General features: G+C 63.2%; 17 protein-coding genes and 1 pseudogene. 10 read left to right on the top strand and 8 right to left on the bottom strand.

The features are described 5' to 3' along the window. Positions 1-140 precede the first annotated feature (140 nt). From P2869_RS08085 to P2869_RS08110, 6 genes are all read left to right on the top strand, one after another. Positions 141-1,949, top strand: a complete 1,809-nt coding sequence (locus P2869_RS08085; RefSeq protein WP_277597968.1) for a methyl-accepting chemotaxis protein — start codon at positions 141-143, stop codon at positions 1,947-1,949. A gap of 382 nt (positions 1,950-2,331) precedes the next feature. Next, complete coding sequence (locus P2869_RS08090) at positions 2,332-3,093, top strand: hydratase (protein ID WP_277597969.1); 762 nt, start codon at positions 2,332-2,334, stop codon at positions 3,091-3,093. A gap of 824 nt (positions 3,094-3,917) precedes the next feature. After that, entirely contained in the window at positions 3,918-5,840 is a 1,923-nt protein-coding gene (locus P2869_RS08095) for a PrkA family serine protein kinase (RefSeq protein ID WP_017775907.1), read from the top strand. A 160-nt stretch (positions 5,841-6,000) separates the two neighbouring features. Continuing rightward, complete coding sequence (locus P2869_RS08100) at positions 6,001-7,272, top strand: YeaH/YhbH family protein (protein WP_017775906.1); 1,272 nt, start codon at positions 6,001-6,003, stop codon at positions 7,270-7,272. Next, the gene (locus tag P2869_RS08105; RefSeq protein WP_126879393.1) at positions 7,269-8,972 is read left to right on the top strand and encodes a SpoVR family protein; all 1,704 of its coding nucleotides are present in this window, start codon (positions 7,269-7,271) and stop codon (positions 8,970-8,972) included. The genes P2869_RS08100 and P2869_RS08105 overlap by 4 nt, the downstream gene beginning before the upstream one ends. A gap of 373 nt (positions 8,973-9,345) precedes the next feature. After that, entirely contained in the window at positions 9,346-10,650 is a 1,305-nt protein-coding gene (locus tag P2869_RS08110; protein ID WP_017775904.1) for an MFS family transporter, read from the top strand. A gap of 61 nt (positions 10,651-10,711) precedes the next feature. Here P2869_RS08110 and P2869_RS08115 read toward each other — a convergent pair whose 3' ends face one another. Then, positions 10,712-11,713 carry a glycosyltransferase family A protein gene (locus P2869_RS08115; RefSeq protein ID WP_277597970.1) on the bottom strand — a complete coding sequence of 334 codons (1,002 nt, stop codon included), beginning with the start codon at positions 11,711-11,713 and terminating at the stop codon, positions 10,712-10,714. Between the two features lie 367 nt (positions 11,714-12,080). On the opposite strand from P2869_RS08115, the gene P2869_RS08120 reads away from it, so the two are divergent. Beyond that, positions 12,081-12,566 carry a YbaK/EbsC family protein gene (locus P2869_RS08120; protein ID WP_277597971.1) on the top strand — a complete coding sequence of 162 codons (486 nt, stop codon included), beginning with the start codon at positions 12,081-12,083 and terminating at the stop codon, positions 12,564-12,566. Between the two features lie 121 nt (positions 12,567-12,687). Here P2869_RS08120 and P2869_RS08125 read toward each other — a convergent pair whose 3' ends face one another. Then, positions 12,688-14,223 (bottom strand): methyl-accepting chemotaxis protein, encoded by a 1,536-nt coding sequence (locus P2869_RS08125; protein WP_277597972.1) that lies wholly within the window; start codon positions 14,221-14,223, stop codon positions 12,688-12,690. A gap of 283 nt (positions 14,224-14,506) precedes the next feature. On the opposite strand from P2869_RS08125, the gene P2869_RS08130 reads away from it, so the two are divergent. Then, positions 14,507-15,367, top strand: coding sequence for a fused MFS/spermidine synthase (locus tag P2869_RS08130; RefSeq protein ID WP_277597973.1), 861 nt, complete (start codon positions 14,507-14,509; stop codon positions 15,365-15,367). A 26-nt stretch (positions 15,368-15,393) separates the two neighbouring features. Here P2869_RS08130 and P2869_RS08135 read toward each other — a convergent pair whose 3' ends face one another. The 6 genes and pseudogenes from P2869_RS08135 to P2869_RS08160 form a co-directional block, all read right to left on the bottom strand. Then, positions 15,394-16,155 carry a YoaK family protein gene (locus tag P2869_RS08135; protein WP_277597974.1) on the bottom strand — a complete coding sequence of 254 codons (762 nt, stop codon included), beginning with the start codon at positions 16,153-16,155 and terminating at the stop codon, positions 15,394-15,396. Positions 16,156-16,303: 148 nt separating this feature from the next. Then, positions 16,304-17,323 (bottom strand): transporter, encoded by a 1,020-nt coding sequence (locus tag P2869_RS08140; protein ID WP_026121681.1) that lies wholly within the window; start codon positions 17,321-17,323, stop codon positions 16,304-16,306. A 239-nt stretch (positions 17,324-17,562) separates the two neighbouring features. Continuing rightward, on the bottom strand, positions 17,563-18,264 hold the full coding sequence (locus P2869_RS08145; protein ID WP_017775897.1) for a hypothetical protein: 702 nt from the start codon (positions 18,262-18,264) through the stop codon (positions 17,563-17,565). Positions 18,265-18,641: 377 nt separating this feature from the next. Further along, positions 18,642-19,835 carry a GGDEF domain-containing protein gene (locus P2869_RS08150; protein ID WP_277597975.1) on the bottom strand — a complete coding sequence of 398 codons (1,194 nt, stop codon included), beginning with the start codon at positions 19,833-19,835 and terminating at the stop codon, positions 18,642-18,644. 424 nt (positions 19,836-20,259) lie between these two features. Next, positions 20,260-20,425: pseudogene (locus P2869_RS08155) on the bottom strand (arylsulfatase); the annotation flags it as partial. 14 nt (positions 20,426-20,439) lie between these two features. Beyond that, complete coding sequence (locus P2869_RS08160) at positions 20,440-20,907, bottom strand: Lrp/AsnC family transcriptional regulator (RefSeq protein WP_126879401.1); 468 nt, start codon at positions 20,905-20,907, stop codon at positions 20,440-20,442. Positions 20,908-21,022: 115 nt separating this feature from the next. Here P2869_RS08160 and P2869_RS08165 point away from each other — a divergent pair, with 115 nt between their 5' ends. Both P2869_RS08165 and P2869_RS08170 read left to right on the top strand, forming a co-directional pair. After that, a complete protein-coding gene (locus P2869_RS08165; RefSeq protein WP_126879402.1) occupies positions 21,023-21,664 on the top strand; it encodes a LysE family transporter in 642 nt (213 codons plus the stop codon). Between the two features lie 391 nt (positions 21,665-22,055). Further along, positions 22,056-23,483 carry an ISNCY family transposase gene (locus tag P2869_RS08170; RefSeq protein ID WP_277597976.1) on the top strand — a complete coding sequence of 476 codons (1,428 nt, stop codon included), beginning with the start codon at positions 22,056-22,058 and terminating at the stop codon, positions 23,481-23,483. The last annotated feature ends 311 nt before the right edge of the window (positions 23,484-23,794 follow it).

Raw genomic sequence — 23,794 nt, forward strand, 5'->3', positions numbered from 1 at the left:
TATAAAAGATTCAAGCATCAGGCTTTCTTGCCGTAAACGCCGTCATAGCACCGCACAGAAGATGGTGCATCGAGCGCCGCCAGTGAGACCCTGGCAAGGCCATCCGGAACCGGCCTCCCGCTTTTGCACACAGGAAGAACATGAACAAAGGCATCACCATCAAAGCCCGCATCGGGCTGACCATGACTTTTCTCGCGGCGCTGCTCGCGGCCATCAGCGTGCTGGGGCTCATCGGGCTCACGCGGGCCAACGATGCGCTGAAAAACACCTTCACCAATCAGATGCCGAGCGCCGTGTCGATCGCGAACTCGGAAGTCTATGCAGCGCGCGAACGCCTCGCGCTGGACCGCGCGGCGTTCCTGATCGGCACCTCGGAGGTGGCCGCGACGGTGGAACGCGCGAAGCTCATGCGCTCCGAATCCGACAACTGGTGGAAGAAGTATCTGGCCTTGCCGCGCGGCGCGGAGGAAGACCGGCTCGCGCAAGTGGTGGCGGGCAGGCGCGAGGCGCTGCACACCGAAGCCGATGCCTTCGCCGCCACGGTCAACGCCGGCGACCAGTCCAAAATTCCGGACTCGGCCAAGCGGCTGCAAAAGGTCTACAACGACCTCGTCAACGCCGACAGCGATCTCGTGCAACTGCAGTTCCAGCAGGCGAAGGAGGGCTACGACAGCACGCAGTCCATGGTCGGCTTCTTTCGCATGACGAGCATCGGCGCACTCGTGGTCGGCCTTGGCGCCGCGCTCTTCTCCTTCTTCACGCTGCGCGGCGCCATTGCGCGACCGCTCGCGGAAGCGCTCGGACACTTCGACGCGATCGCAGCCGGCGACCTGCGGCGCGCCGTGGTGGTGCGCTCGCGCGACGAAATGGGCCAGTTGATGGAAGGCGTCGCGAAGATGCAAAAGAGCCTGATCGACACGGTCCGCACGGTGCGCGCCGGCAGCGAATCGATCGCGACGGCCACGCGGCAGATCGCCGCGGGCAACGTCGACCTCTCGTCGCGTACCGAGGAGCAGGCCTCGGCGCTCCAGGAAACGGCGTCGAGCATGGACGAACTCACGGGCACCGTGCGCCAGAATGCGGACAATGCGCGGCAGGCCAGCGCGCTCGCCGCAAATGCATCGGAGATCGCGAACAAGGGCAACGCGGTGGTGAGCCAGGTGGTGGGCACGATGGGCGACATCAACCAGAGCTCGGCGAAGATCGCGGACATCATCGCGATCATCGAAGGCATTGCGTTCCAGACCAATATCCTCGCGCTCAACGCCGCCGTGGAAGCGGCCCGCGCGGGCGAGGACGGACGCGGCTTCGCCGTGGTGGCGGGCGAGGTGCGCAGCCTCGCGCAGCGCTCGTCGGCGGCGGCCAAGGAGATCAAGGAACTCATCGACACCTCCGTGGAGCGCGTGCAGTCGGGCTCGGCGCTGGTCGACGAAGCGGGGCGCACGATGGGCGAGATCATCGGCGCCGTCCAGCGCGTGACGGACATCATGGGCGAGATCGCCGCGGCATCCGAGGAGCAGAGCAGCGGCATCGACCAGGTGGCGCGCGCGGTCACGCAGATGGACGAAGTGACCCAGCAGAACGCGGCGCTGGTGGAGGAAGCGGCTGCTGCTGCGCAATCGCTGGAAGACCAGGCGGCGAAGCTGCGCCAGGCGGTGGCGGTGTTCCAGGTGGACGAAGGCGGCGCGGCGATGACGTTCGCGCAGCCGGTTCGGGCGGCCACGAAGGCGGCGAAGCCGGCGGCGGCAGGGCACAGCGCCGTAGCGACGCCGGTTGCGCGTGCACGGGCGAGCGCCCCGGCTCGCGCAGTGTCTGCTGCGGCGAAGGGCTCGACGGTTGCGGTCGCTGCGGTGCCGCCCTCTGCTCCCGCCGCATCGGTGCTAGGCGCTTCGGCAGCGAGAGCTGCGCCCCTCAGCGCTGGGTCGGACAAGGACTGGGAGACGTTCTGACCTGCAAACGACGCCGGTCGCGACGCCGATTGCGCTGCGCATCGGCGTCGCGCGAGAGCGTCCGGCAAGCCGCATTCCTTTTCATTCGCGGCATGCGAATGTCCAGAAAAGACCGCCATGACATGCAATGGCGGTCTTTTTTTCATTCTTCATAAATGAACGGTCGCGACGCAGCCCGGGTTCCGGTACATTGTCGTGCGCGGTAGCCATGCGTCTGCCTGGCACGCCGCCTGCACGGATGCGGCGGCCAAAGCCGCAGCACGCTGACGCGATGGCGTCGCCGGTATCTGCCGCAGCAGCCATGCGGGCGGCACCGCTTCGCCGCCAGACGCCGGTGCAGGGGCGGCAGCAAACCAACGGAGCGAGCGAGGAGGAATCCCACATGACGCGTAACGACCTTGCGCAATACCTCATCGATGCGCGCCGCGAGCATCGCCTCATCGAGACGCTGTCTGCCGATGCGCTGCCGCCGGACGCGGCCACCGCCTACGCCATCCAGCAGAAGGTGATTGCGGGGCTCGGCACGACGACGGGCGGCTGGAAGATCGGCGCCCGCTCGCCCGGTGGGGAGGCGGCCGGCGCCCCCATTCCCGCCACGGCTGTGTACGAATCTCCTGCGCGGCTCGAGCGCGGCCTGTTTTTTCGTGTGCTGATCGAACTCGAAATCGCGTTTCGCTTCGGCCACACCATTGCGCCTCGCAGCGAGGCGTATGCGCGCGACGAGGTGCTCTCGCTGGTCGGTTCCGTGCTGCCGGCTATCGAGATCGTCGATAGCCGCTTTGGCGGCTGGCCCAACGTCGCGCCGCTTGCGCAACTCGCCGACGCCCAGAACAACGGGGCGCTCGTCATCGGCCACCCCGTGTCCTATAGCGGTTTCGCGCGCACGTTCGACTTTGTCGCTCCAGAACTCGAACTGTCGTTTGACGGCCGTTCGCTCGTGCCCGAAGCGCCGGGCAATCCGGCGGGCGATCCCCGCGAACTGCTGGTCTGGTTCGTCAATCACTGCGCCGCCATGGGCATCACGATCGAGCCGGGCTGGACGGTTACCACGGGCTCATATGTGGGGGCCCATCGCATCGAAGGGCCGGGGGCGGTTCATGCGCATATCGACGGCCTCGGCGAGGTCGAGGTTTCGCTTCTTTAACGCTCGCCGCTTTCTTCCGCTCACTGCTGTTTCCCTGTCGCCGGCTGACGCGCAAGCGCCGCGACATGCTGTCCGCCTCCGGCGTGCGCATGCCGCATTCGCTGCGGTCGTGCCGTCTTCCTTCGGGTCCGGGTAGACCCTCTCGTGGATAACCCCTCTCGCTGACAACGTTTCGCCCGCCGTTATTACAGGTGAAGCGCCACAGGTTTCACACATACGGAACACGCAACTTCGATCGGGCTGCAGCCTGCGAAACAGCAGGCATCCCCCTTGCACGGTGGGCGTGACATCGAAGCGCAGGAAGAAGTTGTAACACGCTACCAAGGCTGTAATCGCACAATGAGGTCGGCGCGTTGAAACGGAAAACGGCAGCTATATCCCCGGCGCTACCCAGGCATGAACGTATGGCTTCGACAGACATGGTGAGACGAACCGGGTGGAACCACCAGAGCCTGTGCGTTGCTGAGCCGTGAGCAGCAACCATGGAAAGGTGCTAACGGGCATGGGCTGATGTGCCATGAACGTGACAGTGCGTCGCGTAGCGTGACAGAGCGTGAAGGGGTTGGGGCAAGACGTCTTGATGTTGCCCATCGAGGTTTGCTTGACGAAGCAGATGTACCGCAGGAATGACGCAGCAGGGACGAAGATTGTAGGTGACGCTGTACGCGCTTTCCAGCGCGTTTTGCGCGAACGCAGTACGGCGCTTTTTTAGCAACGAGCCCGTGAAAAAAAATTTAAAAGGGTTTAGGATGAATTCGAGCGATGTCGTTTCCGATTAGCGCGCCGCGCACGACATCGGTCGCAGACTTCGGCGAGGAGGTAGCATGGATATCTACAGCAGTTTCGCGACCCGCTTCGAGAAAACGCGAGAGGAGGAACTCTCGCTCGAGGAGTATCTCGCGCTCTGCAAAGACAATCCCGCCGCGTACGCCACCGCCGGCGAGCGCATGTTGATGGCCATTGGCGAGCCTGAACAGATCGACACTCGCAACGACCCGCGGCTCTCGCGGATCTTCGCGAACAAGGTGATCAAGGTTTACCCCGCGTTCCGTGAGTTCTACGGAATGGAAGATGTGATCGAACAGGTGGTGTCGTACTTCCGCCATTCGGCACAGGGGCTGGAAGAGAAGAAGCAGATTCTCTATCTGCTTGGACCGGTAGGAGGCGGCAAGTCGTCGATTGCGGAGCGTCTCAAGCAGTTGATGGAGCGCGTGCCGTTCTACGCGATCAAAGGGTCGCCCGTGAACGAGTCGCCGCTCGGCCTGTTCGATTACGACGAGGACGGTCCGATCCTCGAAGAGCAATACGGAATTCCGCGACGCTACCTCAAGAGCATTCTGAGCCCGTGGGCCGTGAAGCGGCTTCACGAGTACAACGGCGACATCCGCAAGTTCCGCGTGGTGCGCCGCTATCCTTCCATACTGCGGCAGATCGGCATTGCGAAGACCGAGCCCGGCGACGAGAACAATCAGGACATCTCTTCGCTTGTCGGCAAGGTCGATATCCGCAAGCTCGAACAGTATGCGCAGGACGACGCCGACGCCTACAGTTACTCGGGTGGCCTGTGCCTCGCGAATCAGGGCCTGCTCGAATTCGTGGAAATGTTCAAGGCGCCGATCAAGGTGCTGCACCCGCTGCTCACCGCGACTCAGGAAGGCAACTTCAAGGGCACGGAAGGCTTCGGTGCGATCCCGTTTGACGGCGTGATCCTCGCTCACTCGAACGAGTCCGAGTGGAAGGCATTTCGCAACAATCGCAACAACGAAGCACTGCTCGACCGGATCTTCGTCGTGAAGGTGCCGTACTGCCTGCGCTACTCGGAAGAGATGAAGATCTACGAGAAGCTGCTGCGCAATTCGTCGCTTGCGAGTGCGGTGTGTGCGCCAGGCACGCTCAAGATGATGGCGCAGTTCTCGGTGCTCACGCGTTTGCAGGAACCGGAGAACTCCAGTCTCTTCTCGAAGATGCAGGTGTACGACGGCGAGAACCTCAAGGACACCGATCCAAAAGCGAAGTCGTACCAGGAGTATCGCGACTTTGCCGGCGTGGACGAGGGCATGACCGGCGTGTCCACGCGCTTCGCGTTCAAGATCATGTCGCGCGTGTTCAACTTCGATTCGACCGAGGTTGCGGCCAACCCGGTGCACCTGATGTATGTGCTCGAACAGCAGATCGAGCGCGAACAGTTCCCACCGGAAACGGAACAGAAGTACCTCTCGTTCATCAAGGATGTACTTGCCTCGCGCTACGCCGAGTTCATCGGCAAGGAGATCCAGACAGCCTATCTGGAGTCGTACTCCGAGTACGGGCAGAACATCTTCGACCGCTACGTGACGTACGCCGACTTCTGGATTCAGGATCAGGAGTTCCGCGACCACGACACGGGCGAGAGCTTCGACCGCGCGGCCCTCAACGCCGAACTGGAGAAGATCGAGAAGCCCGCGGGCATCAGCAACCCCAAGGACTTCCGCAACGAGATCGTCAATTTCGTGCTGCGCGCACGGGCGGCCAACGCGGGCAAGAACCCCGCCTGGATCAGCTACGAGAAACTGCGCGTCGTGATCGAAAAGAAGATGTTCTCGAACACGGAAGAACTTTTACCGGTCATTTCGTTCAACGCGAAGGGGTCGGCGGAGGAACAGCGCAAGCACGAAGACTTCGTCAACCGGATGGTCGCCAAAGGCTACACGCCGAAGCAGGTCCGGCTCCTGTGCGACTGGTACCTGCGTGTGCGCAAGTCGTCATGAAAACGGCGGGCGTACAGCCCGCGCGAGCCTGCTTGACGGGGACCGCGCGGGCACCGTGCGAGACGCGGGCCGCATGGCCGCCGGTTGCGGGATGACGTACACGTACGTCGCATCCGCAACCCGCGCTTCGCCTCTCTAAAACTGGAGCGGGAGACCGGATGTGCTTCACCAGATCATCGACCGCAGACTGGCCGGCAAGAACAAGAGCATTGCAAATCGCGAGCGCTTCCTGCGTCGCGTAAAGAACTACATTCGTCACGCCGTTTCGGAAGCGGTGCGTGACCGCAGCATCAAGGACATTCAGAACACCCAGAGCATCACCATTCCCCGCAAGGACATCGCCGAACCGTCGTTCCGGCATGGCCCGGGCGGTCGGCGTGAAATGGTGCATCCCGGCAATGCCGACTACATCCGCGGCGACCGCATTCCGCGGCCCCCGGGCGGCGGCTCGGGCGGAGGCGGCAGCCAGGCGAGCAACGAAGGCGAGGGGCAGGACGACTTCGTCTTCGAACTCTCGCGCGAAGAGTTCATGCAGTACTTCTTCGACGACCTGGAGTTGCCGCGGCTCGTCAAAACGCACCTGCTTGCCGTGCCCACGTGGAAGAGCGTGCGCGCAGGCTGGGCCGCTGAAGGCACGCCGAACAACATCGACGTGGTGCGCTCGCTGCGCAGCGCACTGGGCCGGCGCATCGCGCTGGGTGCGCCGCTCGTCAACGAGCTGCACGAACTCGAACGGCAGCTCGAAGAGCTCAAGGCCGACCCGGCGGACCGGCGCGAAGAGATCAAGCTGCTCGAAGACGAGATCCATCATCTGCGCGGGCGCATCTGGCGTATTCCGTTCATCGACCCGTTCGATCTGCGCTACGTGAACCGCGTCAAGCAGCCGCAACCGTCCAGCCAGGCGGTGATGTTCTGTTTGATGGACGTTTCGGGTTCGATGGACGAGCAGCGCAAAGATCTGGCCAAGCGCTTCTTCATCCTGCTGTACCTGTTCCTCAAGCGCAATTACGAGCGCATCGAGGTGGTGTTCATCCGTCACCACACGCGTGCCGAAGAGGTCGACGAGGACACGTTCTTCCATTCGACCGAAAGCGGCGGCACGGTGGTGTCGAGCGCGCTCGAACTCATGCGCAAGATCATCGAAGAGCGCTACTCGCCGACTGAATGGAATATTTACGGGGCGCAGGCGTCGGACGGCGATAACTGGACCGACGACTCGCCAAAGTGCCGCAAGATCCTTTCGGATGACATCCTCGATAAGGTGCGGTATTTTGCCTATATCCAGGTGACCCCCGAAGAGCAGAACCTCTGGCTCGAGTACGCCCAGTTGGCGGAAACCGTCCCGCACCTTGCGATGAAGAAGGTGGAAACGGCCGCCGATATCTATCCGGTGTTCCGGGAGCTGTTTGAAAAGCAGGCGGCCGCATCATGACGACCCGGCATCTGGATAACGAAGCGCGCGGTTACCAGCCGGAGCGCGGCAAAGACGCGGGCTCGCAGAAGCACGACGAGCCGCGCGTTCAGAAGGAAGCCGCGCAGAGCGCAACCGAGCAGGGTGAAGCGCGGGGGCGCACCGAAATGCCCGTCGCCGGGCAAAGGGAAGTCCGTATGAACGTAGCCGACAGAAGGCCGTTGCCGTGCCCGTCAGACTGGACCTTTGAGCTGATCGAAGAGTACGACACGCATATCGCCCGTGTTGCGGAGCAATACGAACTCGACGTCTACCCGATCCAGCTCGAAGTCATCAGCGCCGAACAGATGATGGACGCCTACGCGTCCGTCGGCATGCCGGTCAATTACCGGCACTGGTCGTTCGGCAAACATTTCCTCTCCACCGAAAAGAGCTATCGCCGGGGCCAGATGGGCCTCGCCTACGAGATCGTCATCAACTCGAACCCCTGCATCGCGTATCTCATGGAAGAGAACACGATGACGATGCAGGCGCTCGTGATCGCGCACGCGGCGTACGGGCACAACTCGTTCTTCAAGGGCAACTACCTGTTTCGCCTCTGGACCGACGCGCACGCCATCATCGACTACCTCGTCTACGCGAAGAACTACATCGCCGAGTGCGAGGAGCGCTATGGGCTCGACCGCGTCGAAGAGTTGCTCGACTCGTGCCACGCGCTCATGAACTATGGCGTGGACCGCTACAAGCGACCGCAAAAGCTCTCACTGGAGCGCGAGGCAGCGATGCGCCGCGAACGCGAGGCGTATCTGCAGTCGCAGGTGAACGACCTGTGGCGCACCTTGCCCACACGGCCGTTGCAGATGGCCGAAGAAGTCGAGGAACGTTTTCCGCCCGAGCCACAGGAAAACCTGCTGTATTTCGCGGAGAAAAACGCGCCGCTGCTGCAGCCGTGGGAGCGCGAAGTCATCCGCATCGTGCGCAAGATCGGCCAGTACTTCTATCCGCAGCGGCAGACCCAGGTCATGAACGAAGGCTGGGCTACCTTCTGGCATTACACCCTGCTCAATACGCTCTACAACCAGGGCAAGCTGGAAGATAGCTTCATGATGGAGTTTCTCCATTCGCACAGCAATGTGATCTACCAGCCGCCCGTCACCAAGCCCTACTACAGCGGCATCAATCCGTATGCGCTTGGTTTTTCGATGATGAGCGACATTCGCCGCATCTGCGAGTCACCTACGGAAGAAGACCGGCAGTGGTTCCCGGAACTGGCGGGCAGCCCCTGGCTGCCGGCGCTGCACTACGCGATGCGCAACTTCAAGGACGAGAGCTTCGTGGCGCAATATCTGTCGCCGCACCTGATCCGCGAAATGCGGCTCTTCTCGGTGCTCGACGACGACATGCGCGATGCACTCGAAGTCTCGGCCATCCACGACGACAGCGGCTATCAGTACGTGCGTCAGGCGCTTTCGCGGCAGTACGACATCCATCACCGCGAGCCGAACATCCAGGTGTGGTCGGTCAACACGCGTGGCGACCGGAGTCTCACACTGCGCCACTTCATGAGCGACAACCGGCATCTCTCGAGCGATAGCGACGAGGTGCTCAAGCACATGGCGCGGCTCTGGCAATTCGACGTGTACCTGGAGAGCGTGGACGAGAACGGTACGGTCAGGAAGCGCTACGAGTGCCGGTACGTGCCGCCGGCGCTGAGGCTCTAGATTCGCGCAAAACGGGTACGGGCATGGCGGGCTTCCTGCTCAGCGGTTATAGCGACCACAGCGCCACAGCAACATGCCATGCAAGGCCAGCCTCCGGGCTGGCTTTTTTTTGTTGCCGCCGGTCTTAAGCGACGGCCTCCATAGCACGCGCGGACAATCCCCCGGCGTCATTAGCCGGAGCGCACATCGGCATTCACCCGCCGCGCATTCCTTTCTAAAACTATTCAGTCAGCTTTCTGGGATATCCGCTAAGATACGCCGGCGCCGAATCTTACGATCTGCCGACTCCGGCGCGCGCCCGCCCAGCAAGAGGCGGGGCCGGCAAGGCGGCATCACGACCGCCGTCTCTATCCAGCCAGAGGACCCACCCAGCATGACAGACCAGACCGCTATCGCCGCGCCCGATGCCGCAGACGTGCGCCGCCGCATTTTCGCCATTGTCGGGGCATCGTCGGGCAATCTCGTCGAGTGGTTCGACTTCTACGTCTACTCGTTCTGCGCGCTGTATTTCGCCCCGGCGTTCTTCCCTAGCGGCAACACGACGACGCAGTTGCTCAACACCGCGGGCGTGTTCGCCGCGGGCTTCCTGATGCGTCCTATCGGCGGCTGGTTCTTCGGCCGGCTCGCGGACCGGCATGGCCGGCGCACCGCGATGATGATCTCGGTCTTCATGATGTGCGGCGGCTCGCTCGTCATTGCCGTGCTGCCCACCTACGCGCAGATCGGCGCACTCGCGCCGGCGCTGCTGCTCGTCGCCCGGCTGTTTCAGGGTCTTTCCGTGGGCGGCGAATACGGCACCAGCGCCACCTACATGAGCGAGGTGGCGCTGCGCGGCCGGCGCGGCTTTTTCGCATCGTTCCAGTACGTGACGCTGATTGGCGGACAACTCTGCGCGCTGCTCGTGCTCGTGATCCTGCAACAGGCGCTCAGCAGCGAAGAACTCAAGGCGTGGGGCTGGCGCGTGCCGTTCGTCGTAGGCGCACTCGCGGCCCTCGTGTCGCTCTATCTGCGCAAATCGCTCGATGAAACCACGACGGAGGAAACCCGCCGACGCCGCGAAGCCGGCACGCTGCGCGGCCTCTGGCAGCATCGCGGCGCATTCCTGACGGTGGTGGGCTTCACGGCGGGCGGCTCGCTGATTTTCTATACGTTCACGACCTACATGCAGAAGTACCTCGTCAACACGGCCGGCATGCACGCGAAGACCGCGAGCAATGTGATGACGGGCGCGCTCTTCGCCTACATGGTCATGCAGCCGCTGTTCGGCGCATTGTCGGACCGTATTGGCCGGCGCAAGTCCATGCTGCTGTTCGCCTTCTTTGCCGTGCTCGGCACCGTGCCGCTGCTGCATGCGCTCGCGAGCGTAACGAGCCCGGTCGCAGCCTTCGTGCTCGTTACGATCGCGCTTGCCATCGTGAGTTTCTATACGTCGATCAGCGGCCTCATCAAAGCCGAGATGTTTCCGCCTGAAGTGCGCGCGATCGGCGTCGGTCTCTCGTATGCGGTGGGCAACGCGATCTTCGGCGGCTCGGCCGAGTACGTCGCGCTCTGGCTCAAGCAGGCGGGCAGCGAGTCGATGTTCTACTGGTACGTCACGGCCATGTGCGCGCTGGCCGGCATCGTGTCGCTGCGCATGCGCGATCCGTCCGCGGAAGGTTATCTGCGGCACGAACCCTGATGTCGGAAGCTGAAGGGCAGGGCGCGCGCCGCGCGCCCTTGCGAACGCTTCAGCGACGCACTCAGGGCAGCCGCACCCTGGTCGTGTCCACCACCTGCTCGCCCGCCAGGGGCGCCGGTTCCTCGTGCGCATGCCGCGCTGCCTTGCCGATCATGAGCAGGTGATAGTAGAGGCGAGGGCTCAGTCCGTAGCGGTAGGCGTGCAGATGGTGGAGTGCGAGATTGAGCCCCGCGCGGGCCTGTCCGTTGCGCGCGTAGAGCGAGACCACGATGGGCACGAGGCGGCGCAGCGCTACCTTGCGGGCCGGCTCGAGTGCCGCAGGCAGCGCGAGCCCCTTTACGAACTGCCACGCGGCCATCGACGCCGCGCTCGTCGTATGGCGCGTGGACTGCGAAACGGAGACGTCGGTCTTGCGGTAGCACGACACGTATTCGTCCACATAGCAGATCTGCTGCGCCGCGAGGCACAGGCGCGTGCCGAACACGAAATCGCAGCACGTGCCGTAGTGTCCGTCGTAGCCGATGCGCTTCACGAGCGCCGCATTGGCCATCCACCCATTGTTGGGAAACATCTGCACGAGACCCACGCGGCCCGGCTGCGGCTGCAGTCCCGCTGCGCGCGGCGTTCGATGGAACGCCGCGTTGAGCTTGCGACTCGCCGTGAGATCGACGCGCCCGTGCTGGTCTACCTCGTATTGATTGCCGAACGCCACCTCGAGCCCCGGATGCCGCTCCCATTGCGCAAGGAGCCGCTCCACGCCGTTCGTGATGAGGGAGTCGTCGTCGTGGATCAGGAGAATCTTGTCGCCGCTCGCGCGGGCAAAGAGGCTCTCGACGTTGCGTGCCTGGCCCAGCGGCGGCGTATTGCGCTGGTAGACCACGCGCGGCTCGTGCCGGTAGCGCGTGGCGATGAGCCGCTCAGTGCGGTCGTCGCGCGAGTCGTCGCCGATCAGGATCTCGAGGTCGGCGTGGGTCTGTCCGAGACACGAGTCGATGCATCGCACGATCAGGTGCGGACGGTCGCACGTCGGCAGGCAAATGGAGACTTTGGTACTTGTCGTCATGACACGCTCCGGTCGTGGAAGGCGCCGCGGCGGTATTCGCAATGCGAACTTTTGCCGGGTGGCATGACGGTAGTTGAAAAAAACTCGAAAGAAATCGGAAATTATTCGTCGCGCGTGGCCGATACGAAAAGCGCGTGCGTAGCGCGAAAAAACCAGACGAAAGGCGAGAGAAGCGCGAATTTATCTCGAAACCGTCTGAGGAATGAATGTTGCGGCGCAGTAAGGCGAGGTGAGGATTTTGCCGAAGCGCTTTGGCGAAACCGCCATGCGAGACACGCTGACCGAGCCGGCAGGCCGCCGCAAAGCGACCTATGCTGGATGGCACACGCGCTGTTTTCGTCGACCGCTCTTTTCATGGAGGTGCGTCATGCCGATGTCAGCCACCCTTGAGGAGTGCCTGCGCAGCAAGGGCTCCCGCTACGAGATCGTGCATCACCCCTACAGTCATTCGAGTGTTGAGACCGCGGTCGCGGCGCACGTGCCCGGCGACCGGCTGGCCAAGACGGTGCTGCTCGAAGACGAGCAGGGCTACGTGGCCGCGGTGTTGCCCTCCACCTACGCTGTGCGGCTCTCCGAGCTATGGGCGAAAACGGGCCGCCGCCTGACGCTTGCGCGGGAGATGGACCTGCGCGAGCTCTTCAAGGATTGCGACGTGGGCGCGCTGCCGCCCGTTTGCGCCGCCTACGGGATGAAGACGTATCTCGACGAAAGCCTCGCGCAGCAGCCGGACATTTACTTCGAGGCCGGCGATCACGAAGAACTCGTCCACATGGGCGCCGAGCAGTTCCTTTCGCTCATGGGCGACGCCGAACGCGCGCGGTTCGCGCATCGCATCCAGCGGCTCGCGATCTGAACGCTGCCGGCCGTCCGGCTGGCGTCGGCGCCGTGCAGCGCGCGGACCGGCGATCTTTGGCGCCGGCCTTCGCGCGCCGTAGTCACGCTTGCTCGACGCCTGCTTGCCCATCGCGCCGGCATCAGCCCAGCCGGAACACGGAGACCGCCGACCTGAGCCGCCCCGCCTGCCCGTCGAGCGACGATGCGGCCGCCGCGGCCTGTTCCACGAGGGCCGCGTTCTGCTGCGTGACGTCATCCATTTGCGCAACGGCCTTGCCAACCTGCTCGATGCCGGTGCTCTGTTCTTCGGAAGCGGCCGAGATCTCGCCCATGATGTGCGCCACCTGGCCGATGGCGCGCACGATGTCGTTCATGCGCTCGCCCGCCACTTCCACGAGCCGGCTGCCGCTGTCCACCTTGCCGGCCGACACCTCGATCAGTTCCTTGATGTCCTTCGCGGCTGCCGCGCTGCGTTGGGCGAGCGAGCGGACCTCGGCGGCCACGACGGCGAATCCGCGTCCTTCTTCGCCGGCTCGCGCCGCTTCGACGGCGGCGTTGAGCGCAAGGATGTTGGTCTGAAACGCGATGCTCTCGATCACCGTCGTGATGTCGGCAATCCGCCCGGACTGCTGCGAGATCTGCTGCATGGTGTCGACCACCTCGCGCACGGCAGCGCCGCCGCGTTCCGTGGCGAGCCGCGCGGCGCTTACGATACCGTTGGCCTCGCGGGCGTTGTCGGCGTTCTGCTTGACCGTCGCCGTGATCTGCTCCATGCTCGCGGCCGTTTCTTCGAGCGATGCCGCCTGCTGTTCGGTGCGTTGCGAGAGGTCGAGGTTGCCTTGCGCGATCTCGCCGGTGCCCACGGCGATCGCGTGGGTCGCAGACTGGATTTCGGCAATCGTGGCGGCAAGCCGCGTCTTCATTTCGCCGAGCGCGGCCAGCAAGCTGCCTTTGCCGGCACGCGTGGCATCGAACGCGATGCCGAGGTTGCCGTTGGCGATCTGCGTGGCCACCTGCGCGGCGTGGGCCGGCTCGCCGCCGAGCGTGCGTCGCACGCTGCGCAGCACCGCCCACGCGATGCCCGCAAGGGCCACCGCGATGACGAGCGCGATGCTCCCGAGTACGATGGCGAGCCGGTTGAAGGCGGCGTTGATGTCGTCGTAGAAGAAGCCCGTGCCGATCCACCAGTCCCAGTCGGGAATGGACACCACGCCCTGGAGCTTCGGCTCGACGTCCGCGTCGGGGCTGCGCCTGATCAGCACGTCGACGAGCGCGAAGTGCGACTGTGCCATGCCGGCGCGGTAGGCTTCGCTGTCCGTGAGGCCCTCTGTCGTGCGGTTGCCTTTGGCCCGGGTGCCGATGAACTTCGCGTTTGGGTGCACGAGGTTGATGCCGTCCGAGGTCGTGACCCAGTAGTAGCTCTTCGTGTTCGCGTTGAGCTGCGAAAGCGCGACTTTCGCCTGCTGCTGGGCCTCGTCGCGCGTGAGCGTGCCGCGCGCCTGCAACGCGCGGTACGCGTTCACGAGATGCTCGGCCTTCGCCAGGAGAATGACGATCTCTTCGCGGCGGCTCTCGATGAGCGCGCCCCGCAGCGTCTGCAACGCCATGGCGGCAAGCAGCACGACGCCGAGCAGGGCGGCGCCGACGAGCAACAGCAGTTTCGTGGACAGTTTCATGTGGGTCATGTGGGTGATGTAGCGGCGTGGGTACAAGGTCGGGAGACTTTATTAACTATCTGGTACATATATCGGCGTGGCCCTTCAATGCTTGAGCCACGGCGGCTACGGGGTAACCCGCGATTCGTGCGGTGATCGCACGCACCGATGAATGCTTTTGTGAAGGATCAATCCGCGCAGGAAACTTCATGCGCGAATGGCTTGTCTGGCCAATGCAGGCCGGCCCAGTGACGACAGCGCCGTGAGCCGGCGCCGACAACAGTAGAGAAGGGGAGAAACAACAATGAGCGGCGATCAGACGTCGTGGAAAGCGTATCTGGCGTTCCTGTCGACGCCCGTGGACGAAGCGCGTCCATTCGTTCTGGAGACCGGGCAGGCGGTGTCGCTGCATTTCGATCACCTCGCGACGCAGAGCTTCATGTCGCTGCGCCAGCCAGACCGGCTCGTGCTGCCTTATACGCGGGCCATGATGGGATTCCTGCTGCTGCAGCCCGCGCCACGGCATATCGCGATGATCGGGCTCGGGGGCGGGTCGCTTGCGAAGTACTGCTATCGCCATCTGCCGCAGGCGAAGGTCACCGCGATCGAAATCAATCCGGAAGTCATCGCGCTGCGCGACACGTTCCGCATTCCGCCCGACGACGCGCGCTTCGAAGTGCTCTGCGCGGACGGCGCAGACTACATCGGCCAGGTCGGGAGCGCCGGGCCATTGCTCGACGTGATCCTGCTCGATGCATTCGGCGCCGACGGCATGCCCGAACGATGCACGAGTGTCGAGTTCTTCGCGGCGTGCCGCGAACGCCTGACGGACGGCGGTGTGCTCGCCATCAATCTCGGCAATGACGATCCGGCGCTGCCGCAGCAGCTCGCGCGGCTTGAAAGCGCGTTCGGCGCGTCGCGTTCCGTCTTCCCGGTGGCGACGGGAGACAACTACCTGGCGTTCGCCTGGAAGGAGGCGCAGGCTTTGCCGTCAAGACAGGTGCTTTTCGACCGGGCGCATGCCCTGGCTTGGGCGCGCAACCTCGGCTTGCGTGCGACCGCGCAGCGTTTGAAGGAGGGCGAGTGCTTCGACCCGAAGCGGCTCGTCTGGCACGAGCCGGGCATTTCGCACTGGAAGGTGCCGGACTGGACGAGGTCCGACTGACTGTGAACGATCGCGCCGCGGGCAGCCTAGCGTTCGGCGCCGTAAAACCAGTCGAGCATGTCGTCGATCACCGGCACGACTGCAAGCGAGATCAGCAGCGCGGCGAGCGGCACCGTCGAAACATACCCGACATGCTTGAACCCGACCGCACCCGCAAGGCCGCCCGAGAAGAACATGGCGAGCGTGGTGGCGTGAATCTTCAGCTTTTCGCGGTTCGCGATCACTGTTTGGGCGTCCGTGCCGACTCGCGACGAATTCCAGTAGAACAGCTTGCCGAGCTCGATGCCAATGTCGGTGACGATGCCGGTCATGTGCGTCGTGCGGATCTCCGCGCCGGAGAGCTTCGTGATCATCGCGTTCTGCAACCCCATGATGAAGCACAGCAGAATCACGGTGACCGGCACGAAGGCCGCCTCCCATAACGCCAGGTGACTGCCGAGCAGGCCGAACAGCAGCAGCAGGGTGGCTTCGATGAGCAGCGGCAAGACGTACTGGCTGTGCAGGTCGCGCCGGCGCCCCCAGTTCACGAGCACCGCAGAACAGCCGGCGCCGATCAGGAACGAGATGAGCGAGCCGATGCCGGCCAGCACGAGTTCGATGTCGCCGAGCGCGAGCTGGTCCGCGATGGTCGATACGACGCCGCTCATGTGCGAGGTGTATTGCTTGACCGCCAGAAAGCCACCGGCATTGGTGGCCCCGGCGATGAACGCGAGCTGGAAACCGAGCTGGCGGTTCGCGCTCGTCTTGCGGTCTTTACCCGCGAGGCGTCGAAGGTAGTGCGCAGGCATGAATGTGTTCGCGAAATGGACCCCGGTCCAAGGCGGCAGGCGCGCTGTTGCGCCTGCCCGGCGCGAACGGCGGCGTACGCGCGGACCGGGTAATGCTTATAGCATGTTAACCATATTAACATGCCATGTAACACTGCCTGCGTGAGCGTTACCGGTCGCCGCGCCGCCGGAAGGCCCACCATCCCGCCAGCGCCGTGAAGCCGGCCACCAGCACCACCATGAGCCAGAAACCGTGCTTGTTCTCGGAGAAAGGCACGCCGCCCACGTTCATGCCGAAGAAGCCGGCCACGATATTGATCGGCAGCGCAATCACCGTCACGAGCGTCAGCGTGAAGAGCGTGCGGTTGTTCTGCTCGTCGAGCCTCGAGGTGATTTCTTCCTGCAACAGCCTGATGCGTTCGACGAGGCCCGCGAGGTCCGAGAGCACCACCGAAAACTCTTCGGTCGACTCGCGCAATTCCTGCAGGTCTTCGGGCAAAAGCCAGGCGGGCGGCTTCGCGAGCAGACGGAAGATCGAGCCCGGCTCGGGCGCGAGCATGCGCTGCAGGCGGGTGAGGGTGCGGCGCATCGCGCCCAGCTGTGTCCGGTTGGCCGTGGGGCGCTCGGAGAGAAACCGGTCTTCGATGCGATCGACGTCGACGCTCGCGCGCCGCAGGATCTGCATCATCAGGTCCGCCTGGTCGCGCAGCAGATGAATCAGCAGTTCGGCCGGGGAGCGAAAGCGCTCGCCGTGCCGCACGCTTTCACGCAGCGTGTCGATGGAGCGCAGCGGCTTGGCGCGCGCCGTGACCATCATCGTCCTGTCGACGTAGACCCACATCGTGGCGATCTCGGACGCTTCCAGGTCGAGTGTGAACATCACGTCGTTCACGACGGCGCGCAAGGTGCCTTCCTGCTGCTCGATGCGCGTGGAGTGCGAACCCTCGCGCAGGAATTCGTAGAACGTCTCGGGCAGACGCAGATGGGCGCGCATCCAGCGCTCGCTGGCCGCATGGGCCAGATTGAAATGCAGCCACAGGAATTCGCCGGGCTGGGCGGGGCTGTCGGTAAGGCTTGCGGCCGTGTCCGCGTCGAGCGCCTCGCCTGCAGCATCGGACGTGAAGCGAAAGCCGCAGATCATGCCTGCCGTGTCGGCGCCATAGCTTTGAAGGGTCGTCTCAGGTTTCATCGACTGTGTCCGCTGTTCTCGAACGCAGCGCCGTTCGGCCACCGGCCGGTCGCACGCGGGCCGCGCTCGATGCGTAGCGTACGCCAGCCAGGCGGAAGCTGGATGACAGCCGTACGAAAGCGGCAGCCGGAAGCGTGACGCAGGGCGGGGCGGTGACGGTCGGCGCCCTGTTGCGGGTTCGGGCGGGCGGCCTGCGCGTTGGCCCGTTCGCCCGTCCTCGGTCGCGCGAGGCGCGGGGCTTAGCGTGCGCCGCGCATCCAGAAGGTGGGATCGGCCGGCACGGCGGCGCTCGTCGTGCGGCGCCTCGGTGCGCCATAGGCACCGTGCGCCCGGGTGCGATGGATGGACGACGGCCGGCCGCGTGGCGCGATGGGCGCCTTCATGGCGTCGACGGTGCAGCCGATGTACCACGCGAGACCCGCGCCCATGGTGCCGAGACTGAACGTGTGCTGGCTGACGTCGTCCTCGCTCAGGACGTGAGACGCCCGTTGCTGGTCGTACGCGACATAAGTGGAGAGCGCCCGGGACGCGGCGGCCACCTGGACGAGCGCGAATGCGGCCGTCTTGATCTGATAGGCCTCCTTGCTTTCGCCCACAGGCGGCGCGTCCACGCGCGCGAGGGCGTCCGCGAGCGCCTTGAGTTCGCGATGCAACGCCCAGGCCGGATAGTACGGTCGCAGGCGGAGCGTCTGTAGTCGCGCCCGGCTTTGCGCGTCGTCGGCCGCGCCGTATTCGACGCCGAGATACTTGTCTTCGTCCGGCGGCACCTGCTCGACAAGGGCGTCGAGCCTTGCAACGGACTCCGTGTCGCGCGCGATCTCGCTTTGCCGGGTCTCGACACACTCGGCCTTTCTGTCGGGCGCGGGGCTATCGAGCGCGGGAGCCGCCTGCGCCAACGTGCTGGCCACGGCGGCGGCCATGGCGACCAGATGCCTGAACATGGTGTCTCCCTGTCTGCTTTTTGTGGCGTCCCTGGAGCAATCGGCGTGCGCGGGGCCGGACGCGAGTCCTGTGCGCTGACACAATGAATCTAGGAGGCGGAGGTGGAGCGGTCAATCGTGGAAACGGTGTGGGCGCGCGACAAGGTAAGCGTAAATTCCTGTCATAAGCATTTGGTTATGGAAACGCGCAAAATCATTTCGAACTGAGCTGGATGTGCTGCTTGACCCGATCAGCTGGCTCGACGCGATCGGGCGCTTCGGCATCGCACTTGCCGGCGTTCCGGCATCAAAGCATGCAGCCGATGGCGCGTCTCCTTTTTCCAACCCAGGTACGTCCGTGACGATGCAGTGTGGGTGCGCGCCGGCTTTCGGCGCGATCACGCGATATCGCGCTCGGGGGTATCCCGCGTCTGACCCAGCGATTCCGTGATCACCCGATTTCTTCCCGCGCGCTTCGCCGCATAGAGCAGGTGATCGGCGCGCGCCAGCAACGCCGCGACCGCCTCGCCTGGCCGATACGGGGCAACGCCGGCGCTCATCGTGACGCAGATCGTAGCGTCGATTTCGTTGAAGCGTGAAGACTCCAGGACGGTGCGCAAGCGATCTGCAATCTGAAACGCGGACTGTTCGTCAGCGCCTGGCAGCAGAAGCACGAACTCCTCGCCGCCGATACGCGCTACCACGTCTTTCTCGCGCACCGCGGCACGCAGGATGGCGGCGAACCGGCGCAACACCGTGTCGCCGGCCGCATGTCCGTAACGGTCGTTGATGGATTTGAATTTGTCGATGTCGAACGCGATCAACGCGAGCGGGTAGTTTTGCCTGTCGGCAATGCGGTGGCGCGCGACGCGTTCAAAGGCACGCCGGTTCAACGTTTCGGTGAGCGGATCGAGATCGCGCTCGAGAGTCAGCCGGTCGATCACGTCCGACATCGCGGCGGCCAGCAGCACGAGTCCCAACACAGCGCCCATCAGGGCGAGCGACAACTGTAGCAAGACCCAGAAAATCGTTTGCCCGAAGGGTGCAGTGCTATGAGGTAAAGGCCGGATCGTCGTGAGCGGCGTCCTGATGAAAAAACTTGCGCCGAAGATCAGCAGCACCCAGAGAAGCACGTGGTTAACGATGCGCCCATTGCAGCGCTTCCTGAAGCGGAGCGCGGTAATCATCATCAGCAACCCGGCGTTGAGATTCAGAATGTAGACGCGCACGAGCAGATTCGGCGCCACGAAGGAGAAGTAAAACATGCCGCCCATCACCAGCGCGAAGATCGACGCATGCGTTGCCAGCCTGAAGTGAAGCCCCGCCCTGCGTAAAACACCTTCCGCTAACAGTTGAATGCTTGAGACATAAAACGTCGCCGATATCAGCGCGTTCCATCGCCATTCATCCGGCAGGTGACAGATCTGCACTGCCGAACCGAAGGCGAAAGCAGCAAAAGAAGCGGCAAGAAAGCGGAGGTAGCGCAGTCGTCTATCGTAGATCCATGCACAGGCAAAACCGAGCGAGAAGACGGCCGTGATACCTGGGATGATCAGTTGAACGAGTTGATTGGGTGTTATCTGAGCGGGCATATGGCTCGTTCCCCACTGACGGGCACGAAGTTGCCGGGCCTATGGGTTGGCGGTTCTCACGGTGTTGTCGTCCGGGGCCGTTGACGACGCCTCCTCAAAAACTATATGTCACCCGATGTGACGGGAGAATTTTACGCCCGGTGAGCGAAAGCCCTTGGGTTGGCCGCCTTGAAACTGCTGCTATCGACGGACACGATGTCTTTATTGAGCGGCACTACCGGATGATAAGTTTGCGGCATCCGGTCCGTTGCTCGAGCGGTTGTCCGATCCGCTCACGATGGAGTGCTTGTCGTTCGCGTCGCCCCAATGGAGCCGGTCTCGAGGAGGAATTGTCTCCGGTTGCCTCGTCAGGCTCAGAGTCGATAGACGAGGGCGCTCATCGGGCAAAGGTGGTCGTACGTTTGCTCAGCGCCCGGGTCCCATACGGCAAAAGATCGACGACGTGAACAATCTGGTTGTTGACGTCAACAGGGATCCTGCCGGGCCAGCGTGCGATAAAGGGCACGCGCAAGCTGCCTTCCATTGCATATGGTAGGTGCCTGTCCACGGCCAGCCGTTCCCCGATACGGCGCGCGCAATTCGGGACCGTTTAGCAGCCGTTGGTTTAGCGCTCGTTCTTCGATTTCCGCGACGTGACGGACGGCCGTTTCAAAGGCCGATTAGCCAGCGGTGTCGACATTACAAGCGAAGTGCGGGTTTCGCCATACAGGTTGATCCTCTCGATCAACCGCTCAAGGTCGGTCATATTCGTTGCCACCAATCGCATGATGTACGAGTCAGCCCCGGTCACGTGATGGCATTCCAGTACCTCAGGGATCGTGTCGAGCAGATTGAGAAACTTCGCTTTCGCAGGTTGAGGGACCGTAATTCCTATCAATGCGCTCACCGCGTAGCCCGCCATAACGGGATTGACTCGGGCGGCGTAACCCTCGATAACCCCGGCCTCTTCGAGACGTTTTACGCGCTCCGTCACCGCAGGCACCGACAGATGGACCTGACGGGCAAGTTCTGTATAGGTTATGCGGCCATGCTGCTGCAAAAGCGAAAGTACCTTCCAGTCCAGGTCGTCCATGACGTCGATATCTTTAAGGTTAAATTGCCAATTTACCTTAAAAATTGCATTCAGCGGCCTACAAATAGTGCCTACGATGTGTTTCCGTAGCAACGCATATCGTAGGAGCAGAAAAATGCTGTTCATCAAATCTGTCGCGATGGGTTTCTCCATCGCAGCCCCGGTCGGCCCAATCGGCATGCTATGCATCCAGCGAACCCTGAGTCGTGGTTTTCGCTCCGGTTTCGCTACAGGCATCGGTGCGGCATGTGCAGATATGGTCTATGGACTGCTGGGCGCACTGGGCATCGCAGCCATTGCGACGACCCTGCCGGTACTAACCATCGCCCTGAAAATTGGCGGTGGAGTTTTTCTCGTGTGGCTCGCCTGGACCATCGGACGTGAGGCGGCGACGACTCCGTCGGCTCTACCGGAGACACCGCATACAACGATCGCACGCGATTTTCTGACGACGTTTGGCCTGACGCTGTCCAACCCAATGACCATCCTTTCGTTCATCGGTGTTTTTGCCGCGCTTGGGCCACTGTCGGCCAGGCAGGGAGCGCCGGAAGGTGCAGGGTGGCTGACGGTATGGCCTATGATTGCGGGCATCTTTTTCGGCTCCGCAGCCTGGTGGCTGTGCCTGAGCAGCGCGACGGCGGCATTGCGCAGAAAGATGCCTGCCTCCTTCATGCACGGTATCGCGCGCCTGTCGGCCATCGTGATCGCGGTATTTGGGGGGATTCAGGTAGTCGCCGGACTCAGCTATTTCATTTAGGTTCTCGCACGCCATCCGGACGGCGATATCGATGCAGTCTCAGGAAGCCGCACGTGTTCGCATGGATCATCGTCTTCACACGCGTTTCGCGGTCGATGCTGCCTGCGGCAATGACAGGCACGCCTGCGGCCTCGACGACATGCCTTTGCGCGGATGGCGTCATGCATGCGTACGGGCACGATGGGCACACGGTGATGCTGCTGGGCGCGGCGCGCATCCTGAAGGAACTGCCGCCGTTGCCTGGCACCGTTAGTGAATTTACATAATATAAATTATCGACATTTAATGTGTAGCGGCTATTTGGTAATGTCCGGTTTGGGCCAGTTAGAAATGTCCGGTTCAGGCCTGCCCGAGGCGCATGCTGTCGACGCGCAATCCGGCGGAGCCTGCCATGAACGAGCCTGGACTGGTGACGATCAGCATGAACGAGTTACGACGCGTCAAGATCATCGAATCGGTCGTTGAAGGACGTCTGAGCGGCGTGCGTGCGGCTGAACAGCTGGGACTGAGCGAGCGTCAGGTGTCGCGTCTGAGGCGCCGCTTCGAGGCCGCCGGGGCTGCCGGTCTGGTTTCCGCCAGACGTGGCAGGCCGGGTAACCGGCAGTTTTCCGTGAGTCTGCGAGCGCGTGTGATTGCCATCATCCGGGAGCGCTATGCCGATTTCGGCCCGACGCTGGCGCGCGAGAAGCTTCATGAGTGTCACGGCATCGTGCTGGCCAAAGAAACGTTGCGCCAGTGGATGTACGCGGCTGGACTGTGGGTGCCACGGGCGCAGCGACCGCCGAAGGTCTTCCAGCCGCGCAACCGTCGGGCCTGTTATGGCGAACTGATCCAGATCGACGGCAGCGATCACCGCTGGTTCGAGCAGCGGGCGCCCGCCTGCTCGCTGCTGGTGTTCATCGACGATGCGACCGGACGGCTGATGACGCTGCACTTCACGGCGACGGAGTCGACGTTCAGCTATTTCGAGGCACTGTCGAAGTATCTGGGCGCGCACGGCAAGCCGGTGGCGTTCTACAGCGACAAGGCCAGCGTGTTTTACGTGAAGGACCGCTCGGCGACGGCAGGCAAAGGCGTCACGCAGTTCGGGCGTGCCCTGTACGAACTCAATATCGAGACTTTCTGCGCGAATTCGAGCCAGGCCAAGGGGCGCGTGGAGCGGGCCAACCTGACGTTGCAGGACCGGCTGGTGAAGGAACTGCGGTTGCGCGGCATCAGCACATGGGAGGCCGCCAATGCGTATGCGCCCTCCTTCGTCGCGGACTTTAACCGGCGTTTTGCCAGGGCGGCCGCGAGCGATCACAACGCTCACCGGCCGGTCCGCGATGACGAGGACCTGCGGCAGATTCTGGCCTATCGCGTGCCGCGCAAGGTCACGAACGCGCTGACGGTGCAGTATGACCGGGTGATGTATCTGCTGCAGGACACGGTAGCCAACCGCAACCTGATCCACCAGTACGTGGAGGTCGTCGAGTATCCAGACGGAAGGATCGAGATTCAGGCTGACGGCATCGTGTTGCCGTACACGGAATACGACCGCATTGCGCGGATCGACCAGGGCGCCGAGATCGACAACAAGCGCCTCTCGCATGCGCTTGCCGTGGCCCGCTCGATACAGGAGATACGTGACGATCGACGCGCGGCGGGCTCGCCGTCACGAACGCATATTGGCGAAGCAGTCCGGGCGAAGAAAGCACTGCCTGGGCTGAAGAAACAGCGTGCAATCGAGGTTGCTGACCTGAACCAGGCCATTCTCGGAGTCAGCGTGAAAGAAAAGGGGGACGGGGGGCGGCTGCGCCGCCCCAACCCCGAAACATAAAAAGAAACAGGACCAACACCACGCTCAAACCGGACATTTCTATCTAGCCAGAGTCCCGACATTTGAATCTGGCCTCGGCATAATGTGTTTAGTCCAAAGTTCAGATGTCGTGTTTTGACCTCGGTATGCTTACCCGTTCCCCATGGAGCCTCGAAGCCGGCAATGCATCCAGCGACACTGGTGACAGTTTGGGCGTCCGCTATTCGGCCCATCGTACGCGGCCCGTCCGCCGGCTAACGGCCACCGAAATCTGCTTTCGTGCCGCGCCGATGTTTCCGTCGCGCAACCTGTGATATATGACCTATCCGTCT

Source organism: Paraburkholderia sp. SUR17 (genome assembly GCF_029536165.1).
Lineage (GTDB): Bacteria > Pseudomonadota > Gammaproteobacteria > Burkholderiales > Burkholderiaceae > Paraburkholderia > Paraburkholderia kururiensis.

Excerpts from the sequence above, each read along its gene's own strand:
- P2869_RS08140 (WP_026121681.1), bottom strand. The coding sequence starts at position 17,323 with ATGAAACCTGAGACGACCCTTCAAAGCTATGGCGCCGACACGGCAGGC.
- P2869_RS08135 (WP_277597974.1), bottom strand. The coding sequence starts at position 16,155 with ATGCCTGCGCACTACCTTCGACGCCTCGCGGGTAAAGACCGCAAGACG.
- P2869_RS08130 (WP_277597973.1), top strand. The coding sequence starts at position 14,507 with ATGAGCGGCGATCAGACGTCGTGGAAAGCGTATCTGGCGTTCCTGTCG.
- P2869_RS08125 (WP_277597972.1), bottom strand. The coding sequence starts at position 14,223 with ATGAAACTGTCCACGAAACTGCTGTTGCTCGTCGGCGCCGCCCTGCTC.
- P2869_RS08160 (WP_126879401.1), bottom strand. The coding sequence starts at position 20,907 with ATGGACGACCTGGACTGGAAGGTACTTTCGCTTTTGCAGCAGCATGGC.
- P2869_RS08170 (WP_277597976.1), top strand. The coding sequence starts at position 22,056 with ATGAACGAGCCTGGACTGGTGACGATCAGCATGAACGAGTTACGACGC.
- P2869_RS08085 (WP_277597968.1), top strand. The coding sequence starts at position 141 with ATGAACAAAGGCATCACCATCAAAGCCCGCATCGGGCTGACCATGACT.
- P2869_RS08150 (WP_277597975.1), bottom strand. The coding sequence starts at position 19,835 with ATGCCCGCTCAGATAACACCCAATCAACTCGTTCAACTGATCATCCCA.
- P2869_RS08105 (WP_126879393.1), top strand. The coding sequence starts at position 7,269 with ATGACGACCCGGCATCTGGATAACGAAGCGCGCGGTTACCAGCCGGAG.
- P2869_RS08165 (WP_126879402.1), top strand. The coding sequence starts at position 21,023 with ATGCTGTTCATCAAATCTGTCGCGATGGGTTTCTCCATCGCAGCCCCG.
- P2869_RS08090 (WP_277597969.1), top strand. The coding sequence starts at position 2,332 with ATGACGCGTAACGACCTTGCGCAATACCTCATCGATGCGCGCCGCGAG.
- P2869_RS08115 (WP_277597970.1), bottom strand. The coding sequence starts at position 11,713 with ATGACGACAAGTACCAAAGTCTCCATTTGCCTGCCGACGTGCGACCGT.
- P2869_RS08095 (WP_017775907.1), top strand. The coding sequence starts at position 3,918 with ATGGATATCTACAGCAGTTTCGCGACCCGCTTCGAGAAAACGCGAGAG.
- P2869_RS08145 (WP_017775897.1), bottom strand. The coding sequence starts at position 18,264 with ATGTTCAGGCATCTGGTCGCCATGGCCGCCGCCGTGGCCAGCACGTTG.
- P2869_RS08110 (WP_017775904.1), top strand. The coding sequence starts at position 9,346 with ATGACAGACCAGACCGCTATCGCCGCGCCCGATGCCGCAGACGTGCGC.
- P2869_RS08120 (WP_277597971.1), top strand. The coding sequence starts at position 12,081 with ATGCCGATGTCAGCCACCCTTGAGGAGTGCCTGCGCAGCAAGGGCTCC.